The organism is Saccharopolyspora sp. NPDC002376 (assembly GCF_053593195.1).
On record NZ_JBSFBZ010000011.1, the window covers coordinates 1 to 25,485 of the forward strand.

At 69.7% G+C, this 25,485-nt stretch carries 23 protein-coding genes and 1 riboswitch; of the genes, 4 read left to right on the forward strand and 19 right to left on the reverse strand.

The annotated features are described in order from the left end of the window. Nucleotides 1-106: 106 nt before the first annotated feature. The 9 genes from ACWCO2_RS10390 to ftsZ form a co-directional block, all read right to left on the reverse strand. Entirely contained in the window at nucleotides 107-1,444 is a 1,338-nt protein-coding gene (locus ACWCO2_RS10390) for an aminotransferase class V-fold PLP-dependent enzyme (protein WP_450127434.1), read from the reverse strand. A gap of 38 nt (nucleotides 1,445-1,482) precedes the next feature. Further along, nucleotides 1,483-1,598: riboswitch (SAM riboswitch) on the reverse strand. Between the two features lie 133 nt (nucleotides 1,599-1,731). Then, nucleotides 1,732-4,887, reverse strand: a complete 3,156-nt coding sequence (gene ileS, locus ACWCO2_RS10395) for an isoleucine--tRNA ligase (RefSeq protein WP_450127435.1) — start codon at nucleotides 4,885-4,887, stop codon at nucleotides 1,732-1,734. A 309-nt stretch (nucleotides 4,888-5,196) separates the two neighbouring features. Next, nucleotides 5,197-5,616 carry a hypothetical protein gene (locus tag ACWCO2_RS10400; RefSeq protein ID WP_450127436.1) on the reverse strand — a complete coding sequence of 140 codons (420 nt, stop codon included), beginning with the start codon at nucleotides 5,614-5,616 and terminating at the stop codon, nucleotides 5,197-5,199. 88 nt (nucleotides 5,617-5,704) lie between these two features. After that, nucleotides 5,705-6,535, reverse strand: coding sequence for a DivIVA-like cell division protein Wag31 (wag31, locus tag ACWCO2_RS10405; RefSeq protein ID WP_450127437.1), 831 nt, complete (start codon nucleotides 6,533-6,535; stop codon nucleotides 5,705-5,707). 47 nt (nucleotides 6,536-6,582) lie between these two features. Next, a complete protein-coding gene (locus ACWCO2_RS10410; protein WP_093160639.1) occupies nucleotides 6,583-6,867 on the reverse strand; it encodes a YggT family protein in 285 nt (94 codons plus the stop codon). Nucleotides 6,868-6,886: 19 nt separating this feature from the next. Then, complete coding sequence (locus ACWCO2_RS10415) at nucleotides 6,887-7,513, reverse strand: cell division protein SepF (RefSeq protein ID WP_450127438.1); 627 nt, start codon at nucleotides 7,511-7,513, stop codon at nucleotides 6,887-6,889. 70 nt (nucleotides 7,514-7,583) lie between these two features. Beyond that, on the reverse strand, nucleotides 7,584-8,318 hold the full coding sequence (locus ACWCO2_RS10420) for a YggS family pyridoxal phosphate-dependent enzyme (RefSeq protein ID WP_450127439.1): 735 nt from the start codon (nucleotides 8,316-8,318) through the stop codon (nucleotides 7,584-7,586). After that, nucleotides 8,315-9,034: a peptidoglycan editing factor PgeF gene (gene pgeF / locus ACWCO2_RS10425; RefSeq protein WP_450127440.1), complete on the reverse strand. Its 720-nt coding sequence runs from the start codon at nucleotides 9,032-9,034 to the stop codon at nucleotides 8,315-8,317. The genes ACWCO2_RS10420 and pgeF overlap by 4 nt, the downstream gene beginning before the upstream one ends. A 134-nt stretch (nucleotides 9,035-9,168) precedes the next feature. After that, nucleotides 9,169-10,611 (reverse strand): cell division protein FtsZ, encoded by a 1,443-nt coding sequence (gene ftsZ / locus ACWCO2_RS10430; protein ID WP_450127535.1) that lies wholly within the window; start codon nucleotides 10,609-10,611, stop codon nucleotides 9,169-9,171. Nucleotides 10,612-11,145: 534 nt separating this feature from the next. Here ftsZ and ACWCO2_RS10435 point away from each other — a divergent pair. Further along, a complete protein-coding gene (locus ACWCO2_RS10435) occupies nucleotides 11,146-12,063 on the forward strand; it encodes an SDR family oxidoreductase (protein WP_450127441.1) in 918 nt (305 codons plus the stop codon). Nucleotides 12,064-12,155: 92 nt separating this feature from the next. Here the strand turns inward: ACWCO2_RS10435 and ACWCO2_RS10440 are convergent, their stop codons facing one another. Then, nucleotides 12,156-13,142 carry a helix-turn-helix transcriptional regulator gene (locus ACWCO2_RS10440; RefSeq protein ID WP_450127442.1) on the reverse strand — a complete coding sequence of 329 codons (987 nt, stop codon included), beginning with the start codon at nucleotides 13,140-13,142 and terminating at the stop codon, nucleotides 12,156-12,158. A gap of 106 nt (nucleotides 13,143-13,248) precedes the next feature. On the opposite strand from ACWCO2_RS10440, the gene ACWCO2_RS10445 reads away from it, so the two are divergent. Both ACWCO2_RS10445 and ACWCO2_RS10450 read left to right on the forward strand, forming a co-directional pair. After that, nucleotides 13,249-14,034 carry a hypothetical protein gene (locus ACWCO2_RS10445; protein WP_450127443.1) on the forward strand — a complete coding sequence of 262 codons (786 nt, stop codon included), beginning with the start codon at nucleotides 13,249-13,251 and terminating at the stop codon, nucleotides 14,032-14,034. An 87-nt stretch (nucleotides 14,035-14,121) separates the two neighbouring features. Continuing rightward, nucleotides 14,122-14,349, forward strand: a complete 228-nt coding sequence (locus ACWCO2_RS10450) for a hypothetical protein (RefSeq protein ID WP_450127444.1) — start codon at nucleotides 14,122-14,124, stop codon at nucleotides 14,347-14,349. 5 nt (nucleotides 14,350-14,354) lie between these two features. Here the strand turns inward: ACWCO2_RS10450 and ACWCO2_RS10455 are convergent, their stop codons facing one another. The 3 genes from ACWCO2_RS10455 to ACWCO2_RS10465 are packed head-to-tail and all read right to left on the reverse strand — an operon-like array spanning nucleotide 14,355 to nucleotide 17,360. Beyond that, nucleotides 14,355-15,155: a carbohydrate ABC transporter permease gene (locus tag ACWCO2_RS10455; RefSeq protein WP_450127445.1), complete on the reverse strand. Its 801-nt coding sequence runs from the start codon at nucleotides 15,153-15,155 to the stop codon at nucleotides 14,355-14,357. Beyond that, complete coding sequence (locus ACWCO2_RS10460; RefSeq protein WP_450127446.1) at nucleotides 15,148-16,026, reverse strand: carbohydrate ABC transporter permease; 879 nt, start codon at nucleotides 16,024-16,026, stop codon at nucleotides 15,148-15,150. The genes ACWCO2_RS10455 and ACWCO2_RS10460 overlap by 8 nt, the downstream gene beginning before the upstream one ends. Continuing rightward, the gene (locus tag ACWCO2_RS10465; protein WP_450127447.1) at nucleotides 16,023-17,360 is read right to left on the reverse strand and encodes an ABC transporter substrate-binding protein; all 1,338 of its coding nucleotides are present in this window, start codon (nucleotides 17,358-17,360) and stop codon (nucleotides 16,023-16,025) included. Before ACWCO2_RS10465 ends, ACWCO2_RS10460 begins: the two co-directional genes overlap by 4 nt. A gap of 244 nt (nucleotides 17,361-17,604) precedes the next feature. Here ACWCO2_RS10465 and ACWCO2_RS10470 point away from each other — a divergent pair, with 244 nt between their 5' ends. Continuing rightward, nucleotides 17,605-17,964, forward strand: a complete 360-nt coding sequence (locus ACWCO2_RS10470; protein ID WP_450127448.1) for a hypothetical protein — start codon at nucleotides 17,605-17,607, stop codon at nucleotides 17,962-17,964. Here ACWCO2_RS10470 and ACWCO2_RS10475 read toward each other — a convergent pair. The 6 genes from ACWCO2_RS10475 to murD form a co-directional block, all read right to left on the reverse strand. After that, complete coding sequence (locus ACWCO2_RS10475; RefSeq protein WP_450127536.1) at nucleotides 17,868-19,052, reverse strand: nitric oxide synthase oxygenase; 1,185 nt, start codon at nucleotides 19,050-19,052, stop codon at nucleotides 17,868-17,870. The two genes, ACWCO2_RS10470 and ACWCO2_RS10475, sit on opposite strands and share 97 nt — an antisense overlap. Before the next feature lie 148 nt (nucleotides 19,053-19,200). Continuing rightward, a complete protein-coding gene (locus tag ACWCO2_RS10480; protein ID WP_450127449.1) occupies nucleotides 19,201-19,947 on the reverse strand; it encodes a cell division protein FtsQ/DivIB in 747 nt (248 codons plus the stop codon). Nucleotides 19,948-19,949: 2 nt separating this feature from the next. Then, a complete protein-coding gene (gene murC, locus ACWCO2_RS10485; RefSeq protein WP_450127537.1) occupies nucleotides 19,950-21,311 on the reverse strand; it encodes a UDP-N-acetylmuramate--L-alanine ligase in 1,362 nt (453 codons plus the stop codon). Nucleotides 21,312-21,376: 65 nt separating this feature from the next. Continuing rightward, nucleotides 21,377-22,507: an undecaprenyldiphospho-muramoylpentapeptide beta-N-acetylglucosaminyltransferase gene (murG, locus tag ACWCO2_RS10490; protein WP_450127538.1), complete on the reverse strand. Its 1,131-nt coding sequence runs from the start codon at nucleotides 22,505-22,507 to the stop codon at nucleotides 21,377-21,379. 20 nt (nucleotides 22,508-22,527) lie between these two features. After that, nucleotides 22,528-23,937, reverse strand: coding sequence for a putative lipid II flippase FtsW (gene ftsW / locus ACWCO2_RS10495; protein WP_450127450.1), 1,410 nt, complete (start codon nucleotides 23,935-23,937; stop codon nucleotides 22,528-22,530). A gap of 6 nt (nucleotides 23,938-23,943) precedes the next feature. Beyond that, on the reverse strand, nucleotides 23,944-25,341 hold the full coding sequence (gene murD, locus ACWCO2_RS10500) for a UDP-N-acetylmuramoyl-L-alanine--D-glutamate ligase (protein ID WP_450127451.1): 1,398 nt from the start codon (nucleotides 25,339-25,341) through the stop codon (nucleotides 23,944-23,946). Between the last annotated feature and the right edge of the window lie 144 nt (nucleotides 25,342-25,485).

Here is a 25,485-nt window from a genome sequence, read left to right on the forward strand (position 1 = left end):
AGAATGATCTTGTGGTGAGACCTTCTTCTACCAGGACCCCACGCCCACATCGCCTTCAGGCCCCCAGCCCTCCCCATTCCACTGAGATCACCTCAATGAAATCGCGTCAGGGGAGGAAGTCCGGGAGGGGGCGCGGGTCGTCGGCCGGAGTCCAGCGGCCGTCGACCTGCTCGTAGCGCCAGGTCGGGCCTTCGGCGACGAGCTCGTGCACGGCGTCCACCAGGCGGTCGACGTGTTCAGCCGTGGTGCCCAGGCCGATGCTCACACGCACTGCGCGGTCCGCGTCCGAGCCCGCTCGCGACAGAAGTCGTTTAGTCGCCAGGTGGGCGCAGAACAGGCCGTCGCGGACGCCGATGCCGTGCTCGGCCGACAGCGCAGCGGCGAGCAATCCCGGGTCCTGGCCGTCGATGGTGAAGCTCACGACGCCGACGCGCTCGTGGTCGGCATCGAACAGGCACAGCTCGCGCAGTCCCGGCACCTCGCTCAGCCCAGCGCGCAACCGGCGCAGCAGCGCCTCCTCGTGCTCGACGACGTTGACCCATTCCGCCGAGATCGTCTCGCAGGCCTTGGCCAGCGCATGCACGCCGACGGTGTTCGGCGAGCCGGCCTCGTGCCGCTCCTCGCCGGTGTTCCAGCTGACCGCGCGCTCGTTCACCTTCCGCGTCGCGCCGCCACCGGCCAGGTACGGATCCGCGGCGTTGAGCCAGTCCGCGCGTCCGATCAGCGCGCCCGCACCGAACGGCGCGTACAGCTTGTGACCGGAGATCGCGACGTAGTCGATGTCGAGCTCACCGATCCGCACTGGGCGGTGCGGGGCTAGCTGCGCGGCGTCGAGCACGGTTCGCGCGCCTCGACGACGGGCCACCCGGGCGAGTTCGGCGACCGGCCACAGCTCACCGGTGACGTTCGAGGCCCCGGTGATCACCGCCAGCCGCGGCCCCTCCGGGCATTCCGCCAACGCGGCGTCCAGCGCGGCGACTGCGTCGGCCGGAGTCGCGGGAGCCTCGATCCGCCGCACCCGCGGACCGGTCCAGGGCAGCAGCGCGGCGTGGTGCTCGGTGTCGAAGACGACGACGGAGGTACCGCGCGGCAAGGCTCCTGCCAGCAGGTTCAACGCGTCGGTGGTGTTGCGGGTGAAGATCACCGAGTCGGCGCGGCGGGCCCCGACGAAGTCCCGCAGGACGTCCCGCGCCCCTTCGTAGACCCTGGTGCACACCTGCGAGGCGAAGCCGGCCCCACGGTGCACGCTGGCGTACCACGGAAGCAGCTGGTCAACGGCGGCCCGGACGCTGTTCAGACAAGGTGCGCTGGCGCCGTGATCGAGGTTGGCATAACCGATGCACTCCCCGGTGACCAGCGGAACGCTCAGCTCGTTTCCCACGACCGCGGGCACGCGGCTGTCCACAGTGGATTGCTTCGGGATTCGGACAGCGGCAGACGTCATGACGCCCTCCAAGGGCCTCATCGGACCCTCCCAGGAGGGGTCCGCGCTTGCCGGATCGCCCTGCGCGACCGGCCAGGTCCTCACCCGGGGCACCCCACCGCGGTTGGAGGGTTGCCGGCCAGCAAGCCGGGGCTACGCGCTGGCACTCATGACCTTCGAAACAGCACCATAGGAAAAGCCCGCACAGCGGGCAACACCCGTTCCCGAGACGTGGGAGCGTTCTGCGTCACACCGCCCGCGGGGTCCGGGTGGCACCGGACGAACCGGCGCCACCCGAACACTGCAGGTCAGGCGCGGGTGACGGACACCTTGATCTCGGTCCCGTCGCCGACCGCGCCGGTGAAGCCGTCGGCCACGTCACCGGACTCGACCGCGTTGGCGAGGGTCTCGGCCGCGATGAACTCGCGGTGCGCCGCCACCGCCGACAGCACCTCCTCCGGCGCCGAAACGGTCACCATGATCCGGTCGGAGACCTCGAAGTCGGCGTCCTTGCGAGCCTGCTGGACGACGCGGACCGCGTCGCGGGCCACGCCCTCGGCGGCCAGTTCCGGGGTCACCTCGGTGTCCAGCACGACCAGGCCCAGGCCCGCGGGCAGCGCCGAAGCCGCGCCGGAGTCGGTGGACACCAGCTGCTCGCTGAACTCGTTGTCCTGCAGCTCGATCCCGGCCGCGACGACCGCGCCGCCAGGGGTGCGGCTCCACTCGCCGGCCTTGACCGCCTTGATGACCTTCTGCACCTCGCGGCCCAAGCGCGGACCGGCCGCCCGCGCGTTCACCGCGATCTCGAAGTGGCCGTGCGCGGCCACGTCGGTGGTCAGCTCCAGCTCCTTGACGTTGATCTCGTCGCGGATCAGGTCGGCGAACGGACGCAGGGCCTCCGCCTGCTCCGTGGCGACCACGAGCTTGGCCAGCGGCAGCCGCACGCGCAGCCTGTTGGCCTTGCGCAGCGCCGACGCCGAGGAGCACACCTGGCGGACCTGGTCCATCGCGGTGACCAGCGCCGCGTCCGCGGGCAGCTCGTCGACCAGCGGCCAGTCGGCCAGGTGCACCGAGCGCCCACCGGTCAGCCCGCGCCACACCGCCTCCGCGGTCAGCGGCAGCATCGGCGCCACCACCCGGCTGGTCACCTCCAGCACGGTGTGCAGGGTGTCGATGGCGTCGCGGTCACCGGCCCAGAAGCGGTCGCGGGAACGCCGCACGTACCAGTTGGTCAGGACCTCCAGGAAGTCCCGGACGGTGTTGCACGCACCGGCCAGGTCGAGGGAGTCCATCGCGGCCTGCACGTCACCGACCAGCTCGTGGGTCTTGGCCAGGACGTAGCGGTCCAGCACGTGCTGACTGTCCACCCTGGACTCGCCGGTGACGCCCTCGGCGTTGGCGTACAGCGCCAGGAAGTACCAGGAGTTCCACAGCGGCAGCACCGCCTGGCGCACCGCGTCCCGGATGCCCTGCTCGGTGACCACCAGGTCGCCTCCGCGCAGGATCGGGCTGGCCATCAGGAACCAGCGCATCGCGTCCGAGCCGTCGCGGTCGAAGACCTCGTTGACGTCCGGGTAGTTGCGCTTGGACTTCGACATCTTCTGCTTGTCGTCGCCCAGCACGATGCCGTGGGCCACCACGTTGGTGAACGCCGGGCGGTCGAACAGCGCCGTCGCCAGCACGTGCAGCAGGTAGAACCAGCCGCGGGTCTGCCCGTTGTACTCGACGATGAAGTCGCCCGGGTAGTGGTGCTCGAACCACTCGGAGTTCTCGAACGGGTAGTGCACCTGCGCGAACGGCATCGAGCCGGACTCGAACCAGCAGTCCAGCACCTCCGGCACCCGGCGCATGGTCGACTTGCCGGTCGGGTCGTCCGGGTTGGGCCGGGTCAGTTCGTCGATCTGCGGGCGGTGCAGGTCCTCCGGCCGCACGCCGAAGTCGCGCTCCAGCTCGTCCAGCGAGCCGTAGACGTCGGTGCGCGGGTAGTTCGGGTCGTCGGAGACCCACACCGGGATCGGCGAACCCCAGTACCGGTTGCGCGAGATGTTCCAGTCGCGGGCGTTCTCCAGCCACTTGCCGAACTGGCCGTCCCGGATGTGCTCCGGCACCCAGTTGATCTGCTTGTTGAGCTCGACCATCCGGTCCTTGAACTTGCTGACCGCCACGAACCAGGACGACACCGCCCGCTGGATCAGCGCGTTGTCGCAGCGCCAGCAGTGCGGGTACGGGTGGTCGTAGGTCTCGTGCCGCAGCAGCAGACCCTTGTCCTTGAGGTCGCGGGCGATCTGCTTGTTGGCCTCGAAGACCTGCAGACCCTCGTACGGCGGCACCTCGGCGGTGAACTTGCCGTGCGCGTCGACCGGAACCACCGGCTCGATGCCCGCGGCGTCGGTGACGACCTTGTCATCCTCACCGAAGGCCGGCGCGATGTGCACCAGCCCGGTGCCGTCCTCGGTGGTCACGTAGTCGGCGGCGAGCACCTGGTGGGCGTTCTCGCGGCCGACGAAGAAGTCGAACGGCGGCTGGTACTTCGTGCCCAGCAGTTCGCTGCCCTTGAACCGCTCCACGACGTGCTCGGCGACGTCCTCGCCGAGCTCCCGCGCGTAGGCGCTCAGCCGAGCCTCGGCCAGCACGTACCGCTCCGAGCTGTTGGCCGGCGCGACGAGCACGTAGTCGACCTCGGGGTGCACCGCGGCGGCGAGGTTGGACGGCAGGGTCCACGGCGTGGTCGTCCATGCCAGGGCCAGCGCGCCGTCGTAGGCCTTGCCCGGAGCGTTGAGGCGCAGGCCGATCGTCACCGCCGGGTCCTGCCGCTGGCGGTAGACGTCGTCCATCTTGGTTTCGGTGTTGGCCAGCGGCGTCTCGCAGCGCCAGCAGTACCAGAGCACCCGGAAGCCCTCGTAGACCAGACCCTTGTCCCACAGGGTCTTGAAGGCCCACATGACGCTTTCCATGTAGTCCAGGTCGAGTGTCTTGTAGTCGTTGGAGAAGTCCACCCACCGCGCCTGCCGGGTGACGTAGTTCTCCCATTCCTCGGTGTAGCGAAGCACCGAGGTGCGGCAGGCGTCGTTGAACTCGGCCACGCCCATCGTCTCGATCTCGGACTTCGAGGTGATGCCGAGCTGCTTCTCCGCCTCCACCTCGGCGGGCAGACCGTGGCAGTCCCAGCCGAACCGGCGCTCGACCCGGCGACCGCGCATCGTCTGGTAGCGCGGCACCACGTCCTTGACGTAGCCGGTCAGCAGGTGCCCGTAGTGCGGCAGGCCGTTGGCGAACGGCGGGCCGTCGTAGAAGACGAACTCGTTGGCACCGTTGGTCCCGGCCTCTCGGGCCTCGACCGAGGCCCGGAAGGTGTCGTCGCTCGCCCAGAAATCCAGCACCTGGCGCTCGATGTCCGGGAACGCGGGCTGGGCAGCCACGCCGCGCTCACCGGCGTCGCCGAACTGAACCTTGGGATATGACATCGCGGATGCGCTCCTCGCGGTGTGTGTCGTTGCCGCCGCACGGTCACCGATGACTCGGTGCCCACACGGGGACGACACCTCGTGCGCATGCTCCGCACGAGATCCGCGGTACCACCCCGCTTGCCGCCGACGAACGTCGACGACCACTCGTTGCCAGCTGTGACGGGCTGGACCCGTCCGGTTCTACTGAGGTGCCACGGGCACCCGTTCTTCCGGAGGCTCCCCGGTGATGGCCGGATCATCGCCTGGTCGTTCCAGCGTACCGGTCCCCCGCCACCGGTTTTCACCGGTCCGACATCCGCCCGGTTACTAGCGGCGGACCTCGGCGGCGATCGTGGCGTTGGGGGCGCAGAGGGCGCAGGGCGTGAAGCCCAGTTCTCGCGCCTCGCGCAAGGTCAGCTCGATCGTCTTGCGGGAACCGATCCACTCGCAGGTGCGGACGTGGTAGCGCGGCCGTTCGTCGATCACCAGGACCTTAGCGTCCGGTCGCGCGACCTCGGAGGCGTTGCTGCGCTCCTCCGCCGGCTCCTCGCCGACGTCGGCGAACGGCGGTTCGGCCGTCTCCTGCTTCGCCGCCCGGCGCCGCCGCACCCGGTCCGCCGCCAGCAGACCGACCGCGACCGCGCTGGCCAGCGCCGACAGCCACGCCAGCTCGGCCTCGCCGCCGACGACGGCGCCGACCAGCACACCAGCGGCCAGCAGGACCAGCAGCAGCACGACCAACAGCACGCGACCTCACACCTCTCGCGACACGGCCCCGGACGCACACCAGCGGCGACGGGCACTCCACCCGTCGCCGCTGATGCGGACAGTTCCGTCAGCCAGCCTCGGCGGCACGTGCGCCGAAGCTGTAGCTGGCCTGCTGACCCGAGCGGCTGCTGCCGCTCTCGGCCGGCGCGGCCGAACCCCGGTCCTGCAGTTCGCGAAGCTGCGACTCCAGGTACGTCTGCAGTCGAGTGCGGTACTCGCGCTCGAACGTGCGCAGGGTTTCGATCTTCTTCTCGAGGGCGTTCTTCTCCGACGTGATGTTGCCCATCACCTCGGCGTGCTTGCGCTGCGCGTCGCGCTCCAGGTTGGCGGCCTTCTCGCGGGCCTGCCGCTCCAACGTCTCGGCCCGGGTCCGGGCGTCGTTGAGCATCGTCTCGGCACGGGTCCGGGACTCGTTGACCATGCTGTCGGACTTCGAGCGCGCTTCCGAGAGCAGCTGCTCGGACTTCGTCCGCGCTTCGGCCAGCATGCCGTCGGCCTCGGCCTTGGCCTCACCGGTCAGCCGGTCGGCCATCTCCTGCGCCAGGCCCAGCACCTTGGCGGCCTGCACGTGATGGTCACCGCCGGGCGAGGTCTGCTCGGCAGCGGACGGCGCCGGAACCGGGGTGAGCCGGCGCGGTTCCTCCGTCGGTGGGGCCGGGGTCGAGGAAGCGGATGCCGCCTGGGTGCGGGCGTCCTCCAAGTCGACCTGCGCGGTCTGCAGCTGGGACTCCAGCTGCTCGACCTGGCTGCGCAGATCGTTGTTCTCCTCCACCAGCCGGGCAAGCTCGGCTTCAACCAGGTCGAGGAATGCATCCACCTCGTCCTCGTTGTAGCCCCGCTTACCGATCGGAGGTTTGCTGAACGCGACGTTATGCACGTCGGCGGGGGTCAAGCCCACAAGATCACCTCACGCACTCCTCGGCTGCGGGTAGCCCGGGTTCCCCGTCACCCGGGCTGCACCAGTCGCATCAGTATGAACACGACCAGCAGCAGCACCATAATCGATAGGTCCAGTCCGACGCCGCCGATCCGGACCGTCGGAATCACCCGACGCACCAACTTTACGGGTGGGTCGGTCACTGTGTAGATGCTCTCCAACGCGATTGCAACCCCCCCAACGGGCCGCCAATCGCGAGCGAACACTCGAACGAGTTCGATCACAATACGGGCCGTGAGCAGGAGCCAGAAGAAGAACAGAACGTAAAACAGGACGATCTGCACCGGGTTCACGCTTCAACTGTGCCACCACTCACCCGTAGTTGAAAAAGGCACCCTCGGCGAGCCGCCTCTTGTCCTCGGCCGCAACGTCCACGTTGGGCGGTGAGAGCAAGAACACGCGGTTGGTGACCTTCTCGATCGAGCCCCGGAGGGCGAACGCCAACCCAGCGGCGAAGTCGACCAGGCGCTTCGCGTCGGCCTCCTCCATCTCGGTCAGGTTCATGATCACCGGCGTGCCGTCCCGGTATTGCTCGCCGATCGTACGGGCCTCGCTGTAGCTGCGAGGATGCAGGGTTGTGATCTTGCTCAAGTTGAACAGGGAACCGGTGTCGGTGACCGCCCGCAGCTGCGAGACGTTCTCCCGCGACTGACCGGTGGGCAGCGAGCTGCGCGCCGGAGCCTCCGCCGACCACTGCCGACGCGGACGCGGCGCCGGGTCCCGGAACTCCTCGATGAAGTCCGGCTCGGCATCGGGCTCCGACTGGTATCCGCCGCGGGTGCCGACACGACGTCGTCCGCCCCGCTCAACGGGGCCGTCGTAGGTGTCGCGATCGGACTCGGCGTACCGGTCGCGATAGCCGACCTCGTCGTCGTACTCGTCGACCTCGTCGGCCGGAACCATGCCGAAGTAGGCCTTCAACTTGTGCAAAGCGCTCATCGGCATGCCCTTCCTCTTGCGACTCCTAGCACCGAGCACGAGGCGGCCGTCCGACCCCCCGATCCTGCAGCTACGGCGAGGTTAACTGCCGCCCGCCGAGCAACGCGGTTCCGACACGCACCCGGGTCGAGCCGTGGGCAACCGCACTTTCCAGGTCGCCGGACATCCCCGCCGACACCTCGACAGCTTCGGGGTGATCTCCCCGCAACCGCTCGGAGATCTTGGAAAGTGTGCCAAAGGCCACATCGGGATCGCCACCCAGGGGAGCGACCGCCATCACACCGCGCAGTCGAAGATCACTCGTCAGTGTGATCATATCTGCCAACTCCGGGACCTCGTCGGGTCGGCAACCCCCGCGACCCTCCGACTCGTCCAGGCTGACCTGCAAAAACACGTCCAACGGGTGTGTTCGATCACCCGCTTCGAGGGCGTTCGAGGTCGCCCGGCTCAAGGCCTCGATCAGCCGCGCGCTGTCCACCGACTCGACCACGTCGGCCCAGCGGACCACGGCTCGCGCCTTGTTCCGCTGCAACTGGCCGACCATGTGCCAGCGCACCGCCGCGGACGGGCGCAGCTCGTCGAACTCGGTGACCTTGCCGCGCGCTTCCTGCTCGCGGTTCTCCGCGAACTCGGTGAGCCCCAGATCGGCCAGCAGCGCCGCGTCCGAGGCCGGGAAGGTCTTCGTCACGGCCAGGAGCTCGACCTCGTCCGGCTGACGTCCAGCGGCGAGGCACGCCCGGTCGACCCGGTCACGCACCTCGAGCAGCGATTCAGCCAGTTCCTGCCTACGCAGTTCCTCGCTCACTCGGCGTCCTCCGGCTCGGCCCAGATCACCGCGGCGAACCGCCCCGTGCGCCCGTTGTCGCGGCGGTGGCTGTACAGCTCCGGCGACTCCATCGTGCAGCGCGGATCCACGCCGATCTTGGCGATGCCGGCGGCGGCCAGCTGCTCCCAGAGCCCGGCGCGCAGGTCGAGCCCCGGTGTGCCCTTGCGGGTCTTACACGCGCTGCCGGGCAGGTGCTCCTCCACGTCGGCCTGCATGTTGGCGGGCACCTCGTAGCACTCACCGCAGGCGGCAGGTCCGAGCAGCGCCTCGATGCGGTCGAGCTTGGCGCCCGCCTGCTGCATCGCCTTGAGGGCCGCCACGACTACTCCCACGCGCGCGCCGACCCGTCCGGCGTGCACCGCCGAAACGACACCGGTCTCCGAGTCGCCGAGCAGCACCGGCACGCAGTCCGCGGTGAGCACCGCGAGCGCCAGGTTCGGCTCAGCGGTCACCAACGCGTCGGTGGCCTCCACCGGCTCGGACTGCGGGCCGTCGACGACGGTCGCGGTGCGGCCGTGGATCTGCTCCATCCACACCAGGCGGTCCTCGGGCAGGCCGATGCCGTCGGCCAGCTTGCGCTGGTTCGCGGCCAGCGCCGCCGGGTCGTCGCCGACGCGACCCCCGAGGTTGAACGAATCGAACGGCGGCTTGGAACTGCCGCCCTCCCGCGTGGTGATCACGCGCCGGATCCGCACTGCTGCTCAGCCTCCCCTAAACATGAATCGACACCGGGAGCGGAGTGCTCCCGGTGTCGATTCTCGCCCATGCGCCGCCGCATCGGACGGTGCGTCCACTCCGGCCTAGCGTTTCGGCTTGATCAGCTGTGCGCTCATCGGCGCATGAACGGCGGTATGTCGACGTCGTCGTCGCTGTCGTCGTTCACCGGCACGGCGCGGTTGTTCAGCCCAGCACCGGACCGTGTCGAGGTGCCGCCGTGCGTCGGAAAGCCGCTCGTGCCCCGCGTCGTCGGCACCGAGATGCCCTGCTGGGCCGTCGAGGAACCGTCGCTGCCGAACAGCCCAGACCGCTGGCCGATGTCCGGACGCTGGCGCACCGGCTCCGGCTCGGCCTGCGCCGGGGTCTCCGGCTGCTGGACCGGCTGCGCGGGCTGGGCCGCCTGCTGGACCGGCTGCGCGGGCTGGGTGACCTGCTGCGGCTCCGGGGCCGCGACCGGCGGCTGAGCCGGGGTCGGCGCGGGAGCCGGGGTGGCCTCCACCCGGGTCTCGACGACCTGGGCCGGGACCGACTTCTCGGTGCTCGCCACCGGTTCGGCGTCCTCGGTGCGGCCGCCGACCTTGGTCGGCTCGAGCTTCTTGTGCGTCGGCGTGCCGGCGTCGAAGCCCGCGGCGATCACCGTCACCCGCACCTCGTCACCGAGCGAGTCGTCGATGACCGTACCGAAGATGATGTTGGCCTCGGGGTGCGCGGACTCCTGGACCAGCGATGCCGACTCGTTGATCTCGAACAGACCGAGGTCGGAACCACCTGCTATGGCCAGCAGAACGCCGTGCGCGCCCTCCATGGACGCTTCCAGCAGCGGCGAGTTGATCGCCTTCTGCGCGGCCTGCACGGCTCTGCCCTCACCGGCGGCTGCACCGATGCCCATCAGCGCGCTGCCCGCACCGGACATGACGCTCTTGACGTCGGCGAAGTCGAGGTTGATCAGACCGGGCGTCGTGATCAGGTCGGTGATGCCCTGGACACCGGAGAGCAGCACCTCGTCGGCGGAGCGGAAGGCGTCCATCAGGCTCACGCCGATGTCGCCGAGCTGCAGCAGCCGGTCGTTCGGAATGACGATCAGCGTGTCGCAGCACTCGCGGAGCTCCTTGATGCCCTGCTCTGCCTGAGCCGCGCGGCGCTTGCCCTCGAAGGTGAACGGTCGCGTGACCACACCGATGGTCAGCGCGCCGAGCTTGCGCGCGATCGAAGCGACGACCGGCGCGCCACCGGTACCGGTGCCACCGCCTTCGCCCGCGGTCACGAACACCATGTCGGCGCCCTTGAGGACCTCTTCGATCTCTTCTGCGTGATCCTCGGCCGCCCTGTGACCGACCTCCGGCGCGGCACCCGCGCCCAGACCGCGGGTGAGCTCTCGACCGATGTCGAGCTTCACGTCGGCATCGGACATCAGCAGGGCCTGCGCGTCGGTGTTCACCGCGATGAACTCGACGCCCTTGAGCCCGACCTCGATCATGCGGTTCACGGCATTGACGCCGCCGCCACCGATGCCGACGACCTTGATCACCGCGAGATAGTTGTGCGGGGGCGTCATCGGATCCGCCTTCCTGATCGTGGCTGGAGTGCTCTCTGCGTCGACCGCCGGGATGGTCGCTGGCCGGTCGCCGCCGATTCCGGTCTCCCTGGTCGCCATGACAAGGGTTCGCCTGATGCGGCCGATCCCGTGCCCGATCCGGACCGTAGGCGGGGCGACGCCGTTGCGTCCAGCAGCCACGCCGGGATCCGTGCCAGGTGTGTTGCGCCGCGCACCTCGTCGCTTCCCGTCTCGACCGGTTCGGTTGTTGCCCAGCGGGTCCGCCGGCGGAGTCGCAGCGAGCCCAGTTCGTTCCTCCCCTTGTTGGTGCTCGCGTCACGGACGCGAGCACCAATGACACCGTACCTGCCCACCGCCTCACCCGGTCGAGGCAGGCAGGAGTGATCACACCGAATTCGGCCGCGGCTGACTCCGGCGGTCGGCGGGCGGCTGCCGAAATCCCCGGACGCGCGCGGGAATCCAGACCGGAGGTGTCCGGATTCGGTGCCACGGTCGGAGCTCGACCGATTCGCTGGAGCTGGAGGAAATCGAGGCATGGCAGGACAACTGCACGGCAAGGTCGCGCTGGTCGCCGGGGCCACCCGCGGCGCGGGGCGCGGCATCGCTGTGGAACTGGGGGCGGCCGGTGCGACGGTGTACGGGACCGGCCGCAGCACGCGGGCGCAGCGCTCGGACTACGACCGGCCGGAGACCATTGAGGACACTGCCGAGCTGGTGACCCGGGCCGGCGGCACCGGCATCGCGGTCCAGGTCGACCACACCGATCCCGAGCAGGTCCGGGATCTGGTGCGGCGGATCGAGGCGGAGCAAGGGCGGTTGGACGTCCTGGTCAACGACCTCGGCGGCGAGCACCTGATGGGCTGGAACAAACCGATCTGGGAGCAGGACCTGGACAAGGGTCTGAAGCGGCTGCGGGTCGGCATCGAGGCGCACATGATCACCGCGCACTTCACCCTGGCACTTCTGAGCAAGCAGCCGGGCGGGCTGGTCGTGGAACTCACCGACGGCACCGCGGAGGTCCACGAGCAGTACTACCGCAGCGAGTGCGGCGCGTTCTTCGACATCGCGAAGACTTCCATGCACCGGTTGGCGCGCGCGGAGGGCGAGGAGCTGCGGGAGTTCGGCGGCACGGCGGTTTCGCTGACGCCGGGTTGGTTGCGCTCGGAGATGATGCTGGAGCACTTCGGCGTCACCGAGGAGAACTGGCAGGAATCCACCACGGCTCCGGAGGGCTTCGCGATCGCCGAGTCACCGGCCTACATCGGCCGCGCAGTCGTCGCGCTGGCATCGGATCCGGACGTGGCGCGCTGGAACACGCAGTCGCTGTCCAGCGGTTACCTGGCGAAGGTCTACGGCTTCACCGACACCGACGGCTCCCGACCGGATGCCTGGCGCTACATCCAGGAAGTCGAGTGGCCCGGAAAACCGGGCAACCCCGCCGACTACCGCTGATCAGAACCCCAGTGAGGGGCACCTTCAAGCCGTTGAACCGTGGCGCGAAAGCGCCTCCTCGAGGGGTGGCGGTCGGGCGACGGGTGGGAAGCTCAAAGGTGCCCTTCACCGGGATCGGCGTAGAGAGCGGTGAGACGGTGGGCGGCTTGGGTGAAGCGGTGGCGGAGCTCTGGTGGGGCGAGGATTTCCAGCTCCGGGCCGAGGGCTAGGAGTTGGTCGTATGCGATGTCCAGGGATTCGACTGGGAGCTGGGTGGTCACCCAGCCGTCGGCGTCTGGTTCGCCTGCTGCGGCTTCGGCTTCTCGGGCGCCCAAGCGATCGGTGGTCGCGGGTAGTTTTCGCAGGCCGGACGGGCTGATCCGGATGTCGATGGTTTCGCGCAGCAGGGAGCGGGCGAACTCCTCGGACTTCTCCTCCCAGAAGGCCGCCAGGTCGAAGTCCTCGGCGCGTGCGAACGCCTCGTCGCTCACCTCGACGCTGCGGAAGCGGTCCACTCGGTAGCTCGGAAAGCGCTGGCCGTGGCGGGCGATCAGGTACCAAACACCGGCTTTGAGCACGAGTCCGTGCGGTTCGAGTTCGCGCCGCACCACCTCGTTCCCGCGCGCGTAGGACGCCGTGACCTTGAGGTCGGACCAGACCGCGCGGCTCAGTTCGGGCAGCACTTCCGGTGTTTCGGCCACACGGAACCAGCGCGGTGCGTCGAGGTGGAAGCGCTCGCCCACGCGCTGCGGCGCATCGCGGAACGGTGGCGCGAGGGCGGCTGATGCCTTGCGCCGCGCCGCCACGACCTCCTCCCCCAGTCCCATCTCGGCGGCCGCGGCGGGCACCCCGGACAGGAACAGCGCTTCGGCTTCGGCCTGGTGCAGCCCGGTGAGCTTCGAGCGATAACCGCCGAGCAGCCGGTACCCACCGGCTCGGCCGCGCTCGGCGTAGACCGGCACCCCTGCCTCGGCCAGCGCGAGCACGTCGCGGGCCACGGTGCGCTCGGAAACCTCCAGCTCACGGGCGAGTTCCGGGCCGGTCATCGATTCCCGCACCTGGAGCAAGCACAACAACGAGACCAACCGCGACGCCCGCACCCGGCCACCTCCTCACCTGTGCCGAAGCTACGCCGACGCACCGACAGCACTTCGTGGTGCCGACCGCGCGTTGATTCGCCGCAGCCCGTCTGCAAGGGTTCGGTGCGTGTCAGCCACCGCACCTCCCGGAACGCAGTTGGCGGCGCGGTGGCAGCGCGGGCGCTTGCTGCTGGTCGTCGCGCTGGGCGTGGTCCCGTTCTTGCAGTTCGCGAACTGCGCCGCGCTCGGTTTCAGCAGCGGCGCCGTCTGGGCCGCGATCCCCGCAGCCGCCGCGTTGATCCTGGGTGTCGTCCAGCTCGGCTGGGTGGTGCGCAAGGGCAACACCGATCCCTCGAACGCCGGCCGGATCGCGTTCCTCGCCGGCGGCGCAACTGTCCTAGTTGGACTGATCCCGTCGGTCGGCCTCGCCGGCGGCTGGCTGGCCGGTGTGCTGTTCGTGGTGGGCGCGGTGCTGTTCGTGGCGAGTGTGGCGCTGGCGTTCCGCGGCCACCGCACGATGATGACGCCGCTGGTTCCCGAGCTCGGTTCGATGCCCGTGCGACTACGCATCGCCACGCGTTCCGCGGTCGACGCGGCGGATCTGATCAGCAGCAGTCTGGTGCTCGACCTGGACCGAATCTCGTGGACGGCCCGTCGGCACCGCGCCAACGGCGGCCCGCAGGTCGACGCGACTGTGCCCTTCCAGCAGTTGTGCGGAGCTCGGCCGATCACGCTGCCGACCCAGCAGCCGCGGCTCTCGCTGCCCGACGGGACCGTCCTGCTCGCACCGCCCGGTCCCGCAATCGTGCTGGCCACCACGGCAGGTGAGCGGATGATTCCGGTGCATGACGCCGCCCTGGTCGTGGGCCTCGTGGAGCGGCGGGTCGCGAAGTGGCAGACCGAGCACGCGTGATCGCTCGCAGGAAGCAAATTCCGAGTCGCGGGCGACGGCGCGTCGCTACTCGCCTGCTTTGATGCGATCAACGCAATCGCAGCAGACATGGTCACGGAATCAGCACCTCGGCTGTTCGCGGTGCTGCAGAAATATGGCGAACGTGTTGACGTGCGCATCGCCGCGTGGGGCATGGCCTTCGACGATCACGTCGAGGCCGTCAGCATCGACGGCGGCCTGCGTATGAACCTGCGGTCACCGGCGGATGCTGGACGCGCCTTTACCTGGGGCACCCACATTCACGGACGGTTGGTGTGGGCAGCGGAGTCGACTTGATCTGGTCAGCGGAGGCCGGTGGTCTTGAGGGAGGCCACCAGCCAGCGCTGGCCGAGCAGGAAGACCAGGACCGTGGGCAGGGCCGCGAGGACTGCGGCTGCGATCACGTAGTGCTGCTTGGACGCGTATTGGCCTTGCAGGGACGCGATTCCGACCTGGACCACGCGCAGGGATTCGTCCTGGGCCACCGCCAGGGGCCAGAGGAACGAGTTCCAGTTGGCCAGGAAGAACAGCACCGCCAGGGCGGCCAGCATCGGACGGCTCAGCGGCAGGATCACGTGCCAGTAGATCCGCCAGTGGCCACAGCCGTCCAGGTGCGCCGCCTCCTCCAGTTCGCGCGGCACGCCCAGGTAGAACTGGCGCAGCAGGAAGATGCCGAAGGCGTTGAACAGGCCCGGCACGATCAGTCCGGCGTAGGTGTCGACCATGCCCAGTCCGCGCACCACGATGAACAGCGGCACCAGGATCACCGGCAGCGAGATCAGCAGCGTGGCCACCACCGAGGAGAACGCGAATCCCCTACCGCGGAAGGACATCCGGGCCAGCGCGTAAGCCGCCATCGAGTGCAGGAACAGGGCGATCACCGTGACCGTGACCGCGACGATCGCGCTGTTGGCGAGGTAGCGCAGGAACGGCACCTCGGTCAGCACGTAGATCACGTTGTCCAGCGTGAGCTGGCCCGGCCACCCCAGGTCGTAGAGCTCCGACTCCGGCCGGAACGCGCTGAGCAGGAACCACAGCAGCGGCGCGACCACCAGGAACGCCACCAGGTAGGCCGCGACCGCGCGCCCGCGAACCCTACGCATCGAACCGACCTCCCCTGGTCAGGGCGAACATCGCCGAGGTGACCGCACCGAGCGCGACCACCAGCAGCGCGCAGATCGCCCCGGCGTACCCGAACCGGCCGAACTGGAACGCCTGCTGGTAGGCGTAGTAGACGACGGTCGTGGTGGCATTGGCCGGTCCGCCGGAGGTGGTGACGAAGACCAGGTCGAACACCTGCATCCCGGTGACCGCGTTGATCGTCGAGGTGACCAGCACGAAGAAGCTGGTCGGGCGCAGCATCGGCCAGGTCACGCACCGGAACCGCTGCCACGGACCACCACCGTCCACAGTGGCCGCGTCGTAGTACTCACGCGGGATGTCCTGCAGGCCGCCGAGGAAGATCAGCATCTGGTAGCCCATCAGGAACCACACGCTGATCAGCACCAGAGTGAGCAGCGCCAGGCTCGGATCGCCCAGCCAGGACACCCCGTCCAGGCCGGTCATCCGGGCCAGCGCGCCGGTCTTGTCGGTGAGCAGGAACTGCCAGAGCAGGCCGATCACCACCAGGCTCACCGCGTTCGGCAGGAACAGCGCGGCGCGCACCGCGCCCACCCCGGGGAAGTGGTCCTTGACCAGCAGCGCCAACCCGAGCGCGGCGAAGAACGCCAGCGGCACGAACAACACCGCGTACAGCGCGGTGATGCCGAAGCTGCGCCACAGCAGCCCGTCCCCGGCCATCAGCCGGAAGTTGTCCAGCCCCGCCCATTCGACGTTGCCGAAGCCGTCGACGCTGAACAGCCCCACCACCAGCGCGAGGGCCGTCGGGATGATGATGAACAGCAGCAGGCCGATGCCGTCGGGGGCCAAGAAGGCGAAGGCCGCCGCGGCGTCGGATCGTCGTCGGTCACTCAATTGATCGGCGCTCCGTCGTAGGTGGACAAGAACGTGTCGATCTGCTCGGCCGCGGTCTCCGCCGAGGCCACCGGGTCACCTCCGTCGAGCTGGCAGGACTGCACCGCGTCGGAGATCGCCCGGTAGATCTCCGGCGGGTAGCGCGGTTCCGGGCGGGCCTTCGCCATCACGTCCTCGGCGAACACCCGCATCGGGCCGTGGTCGAAGGCCCCGTGCTGCTGCGCGGCGCGCTGGACCGAGTAGCGCGGCGGCAGGTTGGTCTTGGCGATGGTGTTCCAGCGGCGCATCCGCTCGATGCACGCCGGATCGGTGGATCCCAGCGCCCACACCACGAACTCGGCCGCGGCCTGCGGATTCGCGCTCTTGGCGTTGGCCACCATCGCCCAGCTGCCCAGCGCGGTGGTGTAGCCGCCGCCGGTCGGGCTGGGCATGGGGACGACGCCGTAGCGGAAGTCCGGGGCCTGCTCCGCGATCTCGGCGATGCCCCAGACGCCGAGCTGCTGCATGGCGCAGTAGCCGTCGGCAATGTTGGAGATCGAGTCGTTGCCGCCCGAACCCTTCACCCGGCGCGGTGCGACTCCGGCGGTGACGGTGTCCTGCCAGAACTGCAGCGCTGCGTGCACGCCCTGGCTGTTGAACGCCGCTTGCCGCTGGTCCGGGGTGAACACCTCTCCCCCGGTCATCCACATCGCCTGGTAGAAGGTGAAGTTCTGGTAGTAGCCGGGATTGGTCTCCAGCAGCAGCCCGAACCGGTCCGGGGTGGTCAGCCGCTCGGCGACGGAGATCAGCTGGTCCCAGGTGCGCGGCAGGTCGCCCTCGGCGAGTCCGGCCTGCTCCATCGCCGCTTCGCCGTAGTAGAGAGCGAGCGGTTCGATCTCCATCGGCAGCCCGTAGACCCGGTCGCCGACCAGCCGGGTTCGCAGGACCTCGGGCAGGAAGTCCGCGCGCACCTCGGGTTCCAGGTGCGGCGTGAGGTCGGCCAGCGCGCCGCCGTTGTGGTAGCGCAGGAAGTCGCCGGGGCTGAGCAGGAAGACGTCCGGTCCGGCACCCGCGCTGAACGAGGTCTGCAGCGTCGGACCGGAGGTGTAGTCCTTGGTCGGGATGTAGCGCAGCCGGACCTTGATGTCGTGCGTGGCGTTCCACTCCTCGGCCAGCTGCACGAACCAGTCGCTCTGCGACTTCTGCTGCCCGCCGGGCCCGTAGAAGTTCCAGAAGGTGATCTCGTTCGGATCGCGCGTAGGACCGCACCCGACCAGTGCCGGAGTGGCCAGCGCAGCGGCCCCGACGCCGCCCAGGAACGACCGCCGGCTGATCCCCTCTCGCGGGCGAGTCACATCGAGTCTCCCCTCCGGAAAACGATTGCTGAGGCTATTGATCTCCCGCGGTCCCGGTCAATGCGCCATTCGTGGTCACCCGCGGGCGCGCGACCGGCTTGCACGATCGGTTATGGGCCCCATAGCAACAACGCAGGTTCCCGGCGATTCGCCGCACTGCCAAGAAGGAATCACCACCGGAAATCCCCTCCGCATGGCGCGAAAGTCCTTCCGTCGCAACCACTTCCCACCCATGGAGACATCGATGAACGCTGCTTCGGACGCGCTGGAAGTCAACGGCCGCAGTTACCGCGCGCCCGCCGCACCGGTGGTGGTCGTGTGCATCGACGGCAGCGAGGCCGACTACCACGAGCAGACCATCGCCGCAGGTCTGATACCCAACCTGGCCGAACTCCCCGAGCACGGCACCAGCCTGGTCGGCGACTGCACGATGCCCTCGTTCACCAACCCGAACAACAGGTCGTGGGTGCGTAGCAGTGTTCGAGCACTGCTACGCACTCACGACCGTCAGCCAGCGCGGAAGCGCGGCGGACCTCCGTCGACGGCCCGGCGCGTGGCGTCGTCGTCGAGGTGGAAGTTCGGCAGCTGGTGGGATTCGTCGTAGTAGCGGTGGAAAACCGGTGTCAGCGAACCGGACATCGGCGGCACGATCCAGCTCCAGTCCACCGGGCACTTGCGGCCCGCGGACTCCTCCTTGGCCAGGTGCGTCAGGAAGCGCTGGGACTCCGTGTGGTGGTCGGTGATGGTCACCCCGGCCTTGCCGTAGGAGTGCAGCACCGCGCGGTTGAGCTCGACCAGCGCGCGGTCCCGCCACAGGGTGTCCTCGCTCGAGATGTCCAGCCCCAACCGCTCGGCGACCACCGAGATCATGTCGTAGCGATCGGTGTCGGCGAAGTTGCGCGCGCCGATCTCGGTGCCCATGTACCAGCCATTAAACGGCGCGGCCGGGTAGGAAACGCCACCGATGCTCAACCGCATGTTGCTGATCACCGGGACCGCGTGCCAGCGCAACCCGAGTTCGGCGAACCAGGGCAAATCCGGGTGGCTCATCGGCACTTCCAGCACCGAGTCCGGGGGCAGCCCGAACATGCGCGGCCCCTCCTCGGCGGTCTCCACGACCAGCGGCAGCACGTCGAAGGCACCGCGCCGCGGCGGCCGCCAACCGAAGCCCGTCATCGCCTCGGTGAACCGCGCATACCTCGGATCACCCAGCACAGAACCGTCCGAGCGCTGGTAACCGGCGTATCGGACCAGCTGTTCGTTCCAGATCCGCGGCGCGGGTCGCTGCGGCATCTCCGGCGGGAAAACGCTGATCACCGGCCGGATCTTGCCGTTGTTGGTGGCCATCCGGAGGTGCTCCAAGCAATGCCCGGCAACCCCGGCGGCGGTGCGCACGTCGCGCAGGTCGCGCACCTTCAGGCTCCGCCAGTACAACCGCCCGATGCACCGCGCGCTGTTGCGCCAAGCCACCCGCGCACCGAAGGTCAGCTCCTCCGCGGTGTGCCGGTAGGTGCCGACGGTCTCGACCTCGTAGCGAACCCGGTCCAGCCGCTGCTGCAGCGAACCGGAGTCCCGGTTCTCGGTGTGGAAGAGCCGCAAGAACTCCTCGGCTTCCTGCATGTCCACCGGAGGCACGGCACGACGAGCGGACGGCTGCACCGGATGCAACCGCCTGGTCGGATGAGCCGGCATGGAGAAAACGGACTCCGGCGCCTCGCCGCTGACCCTGAACACAGTCACACGTTAGCGCGACAAAAACGATCTTGATGCCGCCGCACCCCAGCGGCCCGGGGTCGTGAGTGTTTGCACCGGTTCTAGGCGGTTTTGGCACTCACGAGGGTCAGGACACGGTGGGCAGGGCTGGGGTGGTCACGTCGTAGACGCTGCCCGGGCGGGTCAGGAGGGCGGGGAGTATTTGCGCCTTCTTCTCCGACTGGTCCTTGGAACCCCACTCGATCTCGCGGTCGCCCTTGAGCAAGAGGCGGATGTCGTTGGGGTTCTCCGCCTCGACCGTGGTGATCTCGCCTCGCACCGGCTCCGGGACCGAGGTCAGCACCAGCATTCCGGCCTTGGTCGCCGGGTCGGCCGGGGAGGCTTCCTGGACCTTGAGCTCCGGGAGGTCCGCAGGGGGTTCCGGAACCGTCTGGAACGGCATGCCGGTCGCATCCACCAGCTGAATTCCGTTGCGCGCCACCAGGAACGCCGCAGCGACCCGCTCGGTGATCCGCACCTGGACCGTCGACGGCCAGGACAGCGTCACCTCCGCTGCCGCGACCTTCGGCACGGTCTGCAGGCGGTCTCGGATCTCGCCCGCGTCGACCTGCAGCATCGGCGTTCCGGTCTCGATTCCCCCGGCCCGCACGACCTCTTCGTGGTCGAGCGAGGTGTTGCCGGCGACCTCCACCGACCGCACGCCCAGCAGCGGGGTGAAGTACAGGACCAGCGCCAGCACGGTCACCACGGCCAACACCAGCGGCACCGCCCAGCGGCGCCACTTCGACGGTGCCAACACGCCGCCGCGCACCGGTCGCCCGCGAGTGCTACGCACCCCGGGCCGGTCCATTGCGCGGCGGCGCGTCGAAGTCACCCTCAGTCCTCCTCGGCGGATCCGCGGTCGATCTCCGCGAGGATCTCCGCGCCGAGCATGGTCACGTCGCCGGCACCCATGGTCAGCACCAGGTCACCGGAACGCACCAGGCCAGCCACCAGCGGCGTCACCTTGGTGAAGGACGGCTGGTAGTGCACCTTCTCGGCGGGCAGCGGGATCTGGTCGGCGATCAGCTTGCCGGTGACGCCGGGCTGCGGGTCCTCCCGCGCGCCGTAGACGTCGAGCACGACCACCTCGTCGGCCAGCGCCAACGCATTCGCGAACTCCTCCGCGAACGCCGCCGTGCGGGAGAACAGGTGCGGTTGGAACACCACGACCAGTCGCCCGTCCCCGGCCACCGGGCGAGCCGCCCGCAGCTGGGCGTCGACCTCGGTCGGGTGGTGCGCGTAGTCGTCGTAAACGCGGATCCCGCGCGCCCGCCCGCGGAACTCGAAGCGGCGCCGCACGCCGCCGAAAGCGGCGAGCCCGTCGAGCAGTCCGCCCAGCGGCGCGCCGAGCTCCAGACCGGCCAGCACCGCAGCGATCGCGTTGCCCGCCATGTGCTCGCCCGGCACCGACACCTGCACGTCGATGCGCTCGCCACCGAGTTCCACGGTCGCCACCCCGGCACCGTTCACGGCCCGGTAGGCGATGAGCCGCGCGTCGTCGGCGCCGGTCGCGGACTTGCCGTAGCGGCGCACCCGGACCCCGGCGGCTTCAGCGCGGTCCGCCAGCTCCACCGCACCCGCGTCGTCGGCGCTGATGATCAGCACGCCGTCGGGGTCGATGCGCTGCACGAAGTCCTCGAAGACCTTCGTGTAGGCCTCGGCTGTGCCGTGGTGGTCCAGGTGGTCGGGCTCGACGTTGGTCACCACCGCTACCGACGGGGCGAACACCAGGAACGAGCCGTCGCTCTCGTCGGCTTCGGCGACGAAGATGCTGCCGTCGCCGTGGTGCGCGTTCGCGCCGGACTCGTTGAGGTCGCCGCCGATCGCGAACGACGGGTCGAACCGGCAGTGCTGCAGCGCCACGGTCAGCATCGACGTGGTCGAGGTCTTGCCGTGGGTGCCCGCCACGCAGGCCACCCGGTGCCCGGCCATCAGCGCGGCCAGCGCCTCGGCGCGGCGCAACACCGTGATGCCGCGCTCCTGCGCGGCCACCAGCTCGGGGTTGTCCGGGCGGATCGCGGTGGACACCACGATCGCCGTCGGATCGGCGTCGAACTGGTCCAGGTTCTCCGCCCGGTGCCCGATGCCGATGTGCGCGCCCTGCGCGCGCAGCGCGAGCACGGTCCGCGAGTCGCGGGCGTCCGAACCCGACACCTGCTGGCCGCGGGCGAGCAGGATGCGGGCGATGCCGCTCATCCCGGCCCCGCCGATGCCGACCAGGTGCACCCGGGACAGCACGGCGTCGACGTCTGACGTTGCGGTCACTGTCCGGCCACCTCCAGCACGATCTGCGCCAACACGTGGTCGGCTTCCCGGTGTCCGCTGCCGAGGGTCGCGCGGCTCATCTCCTGCAGCCGCTGCGGGTCCAGCGCCAGCGGCAGGACCTCGTCGATCACCTTCTGCGAGGTCATGTCCTCATCGGACACCAACCGCGCACCGCCCTTGGACACCACCGGCTGCGCGTTGAGCGCCTGCTCGCCGTTGCCGTGCGGCAGCGGCACGAACACCGCGGGCAGTCCGAGCGCGGAGACCTCGGCGACGGTCATCGCACCGGACCGGCACACCACCAGGTCCGCCGCCGCGTAGGCCAGGTCCATCCGCTCCAGGTAGGGCACCGCGTTGTAGACGGGCGCGCCCTGGACCTGCTGCACCGCGATGGTGTTCTTCGGGCCGTGGGCGTGCAGCACGCCGACCCCGGCCCTGCCCAGCGCCTCGGCCGCGCCGGAGAACGCCGTGTTGAGCGTGCGGGCGCCTTGAGAACCGCCGAAGACCAGGATCGTCGGGGCGTGCGGGTGCAGCCCGAAGTGCTGGCGGGCCTGCGCGCGCAGCGCCCAGCGGTCGAGCCGGGTGATGGACTCGCGCAGCGGGATGCCGATGGTCTGCGCGCCGGGCAACCCGCTGTCCGGGGTCGCCGCCAGCACGCGCTCGGCGAACCTCGCACCGACCTTGTTCGCCAGGCCCGCGCGCGCGTTGGCCTCATGCACCACGATCGGCACCCTGCCGCGAGCGGCGAGGTAGGCGGGCAGCGACACGTAACCGCCGAAGCCGACCACCACGTCGGCGTTGACCCGGTCGAGCACCGCGCGGGTCTGCTTCACCGACTCGCGCACCTTCAGCGGCAGCTTCAGCAGGTCGGCGTTGGGCTTGCGCGGCATCGGCACCGGCGGGATCAGCTCCAGCGGGTAACCGCGTGCCGGAACCAGCTTGTTCTCCAGGCCGCGCTCGGTGCCCAGTGCCGTCACCCGGGCGTCCGGCCGCAACCGGCGCACCGCGTCGGCCAGCGCCAGCGCGGGCTCGACGTGCCCGGCGGTGCCGCCACCGGCGACCACGACCGACAGGGGGCGCCGCGCCGCGGCAGCACCCCTGGGGTCGCCGAGCGCGCCCTGGTCGATGCGAACCGTCTGATCGCCGCTCAACGGTGTCCTCCTCGTGTTTGCGCCCGGGATCCGGGGCCGCTGCGCGAACCGCGCGCGCGGGTGTCCCCGCCTCCCCGGCGTGTTGCCGCCGCGCCGGAGCCCTTCGCACCCGGGCGACTTCGTGGGGTGGGTCGTGCCGGGCGCCGCTTGGCCGGCGGCCGGTACGGCGCCGGGGTCGGCAGCCGCAGCAGCTTGCCGACGCGGCCCGGTCCCAAAGACCGTAGCGCGGCGATCGCCTCGGGCTCGTTCCGGGCGAAGTTCGCCAGCAACCCGAACACCAGCATGCTGGTGACCACCGACGATCCACCGGAGGAGATCAGCGGCAGCGGCAGCCCGGTGGTCGGCAGCAGGCCGACCACGTAGCCGATGTTGATGATCGCCTGGCAGACCACGAAGGTGGTCAGCGTCGCCGCGACCAGCCGGATCCACGGGTCGGTGTTGCGGGACGCGATGCGCATGCCCACGTAGGCGACGGTGCCGTACAGCACCAGCACCATCGCGCAGCCGACGAAGCCCAGCTCCTCGCCGATCACCGCGAAGATGAAGTCGTTGTGCACGTTGGGCAGGTACTGCCACTTCGACCAGCCCTGCCCCAGCCCGCGGCCGAACAGCCCGCCGTCGGCGAGCGCGTACAGCGCCTGCAGGGCCTGGTAGCCCTGGCCAGACGGGTCGCCCATCGGGTCCAGGAACGCGGTGATCCGCGCCATCCGGTAGTCGGCGACCATCGACAGCGTCACGCCAGCGGTCACCGCGCCCAGCAGCATCACCAGGAACAACCTCAGCGGCGCACCGGCGAACCACAGCAGCGCCAGCAGCACCACGAACAGCGTGATCGTCGAACCGAGGTCGGGCTGCAGCATCACCAGCGTGAACATCAGCAGCGCGGCGGGCACCACCGGCACCAGCAGGTGGCGGTACTGGTTCATCAGGCCGCGCTTGGTGACCAGCACGTGCGCGCCCCACAGCGCGAAGGCAACCTTCGCGAACTCCACCGGCTGGAACGACACACCGGCCACCACGAACCAGCTCCGCGCACCGTTGAGCTCAGTGCCGAGCGGCGTGAGCACCAGCGCGAGCAGTCCGAGGCAGATGGTGAGCAGGATCAGGCTGTGGCGGCGCATCAGCTTCACCGGCACCCGCAGCGCGAAGTAGAACAGCACCAGCCCGGCGATGCAGTACATCACCTGCTTGCTGAAGACGCTGTAGGACGAACCGTCCTTGTTGAACGAGTCGACGCTGGAGGCCGAAAGCACCATCACCAGGCCGAAGACCGTCAGCAGGCCGAAGACCGCGAGCAGCAGGTGGAACGACGCCAGCGGCCGGGTCAGCCAAGCGGTCAGCGGGGACAGGACGGTCAGACCGGTCCGCTTCGGGTTGCTGCGCGCGGTCTTGGTGGCGGTGGGCACGGCAGATCACCCGCCGTGCGCGGGCGCCGTCGGTGTGTCGGCCAGGACTTCGCGCACCGCGTCGGCGAAGACGCGACCGCGGTGGGCGTAGTCGGTGAACATGTCCATCGACGCGGCGGCCGGAGCGAGCAGCACCACCGAACCTGGACTTGCGAACGCGTGGGCCAGCCGGACAGCTTGCAGCATGCCCGCATCGTCCCCCGCCGACACCTCGCGCACGGGCACATCCGGCGCGTGTCGGGCCAGTGCGGTGGCGAACTGCTCGCGATCTCGGCCGATCAGCACCGCGGCGGCGAGCCGGTCGGCGTTGGCCGCGACGAGCTCGTCCACGTCGGCGCCCTTGAGCAGGCCGCCGGCGATCCACACCACCTTGGGGTGCGCCCTCAGCGCCGCGTCGGCCGCGTGCGGATTCGTCGCCTTCGAATCGTCCACATAGGACACACCGGCGGCTTCAGCCACCGGGACCGACCGGTGGGCGCCGGGCTGGAATGCCCGCAACCCGTCGGCCACCGCCTCCGGCTGCACGCCGTAAGCGCGCGCGAGCGATGCTGCGGCCAGCGCGTTGGCGACGTTGTGCGGGCCCGCCGGATGCACGTCTGCGAGCGACGCGAGCACCGCGCGGTCGTCGAAGGCCCGGTCCACCAGCTCGCCGTCCTCGACACCGAGCTGCCCCGACTGCGGGACGCCGAGGGTGAAGGACACCGTCCGACCGTCCGCGGCGGCGACCAGGCGGGTCGACCACTCGTCGTCGGCGTTGGCGATGGAAACCGAGTTGCCCGCGTAGATCTTGGCCTTGGCCGCACCGTAGGCGTCGAGGTCGCCGTGCCAGTCGAGGTGATCGGCGGCGAGGTTGAGGACGACGGCGGCGTGCGGCGCCAGCGACTCAGACCAGTGCAGCTGGAAGCTGGACAGCTCCACGGCCAGCACCTCGTGCCCGGCGCGGACCGCGTCGACCACGGGCAGGCCCACGTTCCCGCAGGCCACCACGTCGACACCGGCGGCGCGCAGCACCGACTCCAGCATGCTGACCGTGGTGGTCTTGCCGTTGGTGCCGGTGACCGCGAGCCAGGTGGCCGGGGTTTCCTTCTCCCGATCCAGGCGCCAGGCCAGCTCGACCTCGCCCATCACCTCGACGCCCGCGGCGGCGGAGGCCACCAGCAGCGGCGCGTCCGGCCGCCAACCGGGGCTGGTGACCACGAGGTCCGTACCGGCCGGCGGCTCGGTCAGACCGGGCACCAGCTCCGCGCCCTGCGATTGCAACGAGGCCAGGGCGGCGAGCCGATCGGCCGAACCGTCGGTGACGGTCACCGCTGCGCCCGCCGCGAGCAGCGCTTCAGCCGCCGAGCGACCGGACACCCCGGCCCCGGCCACCAGCACCTTCAATCCCTGGAACCGGCTTGCCACGCCGTCGTCTCCCCATCTCCTCGGTCCGCCGCGACCCGACCCCGCAGGGGCCGCAATTTCCATGGAAATCGCGGAAGTTGTCCACACCTCCGGTGTGTCGGCCGCCCGACACACCGGAAATCCGCGATTTCAACGGAAATTGGA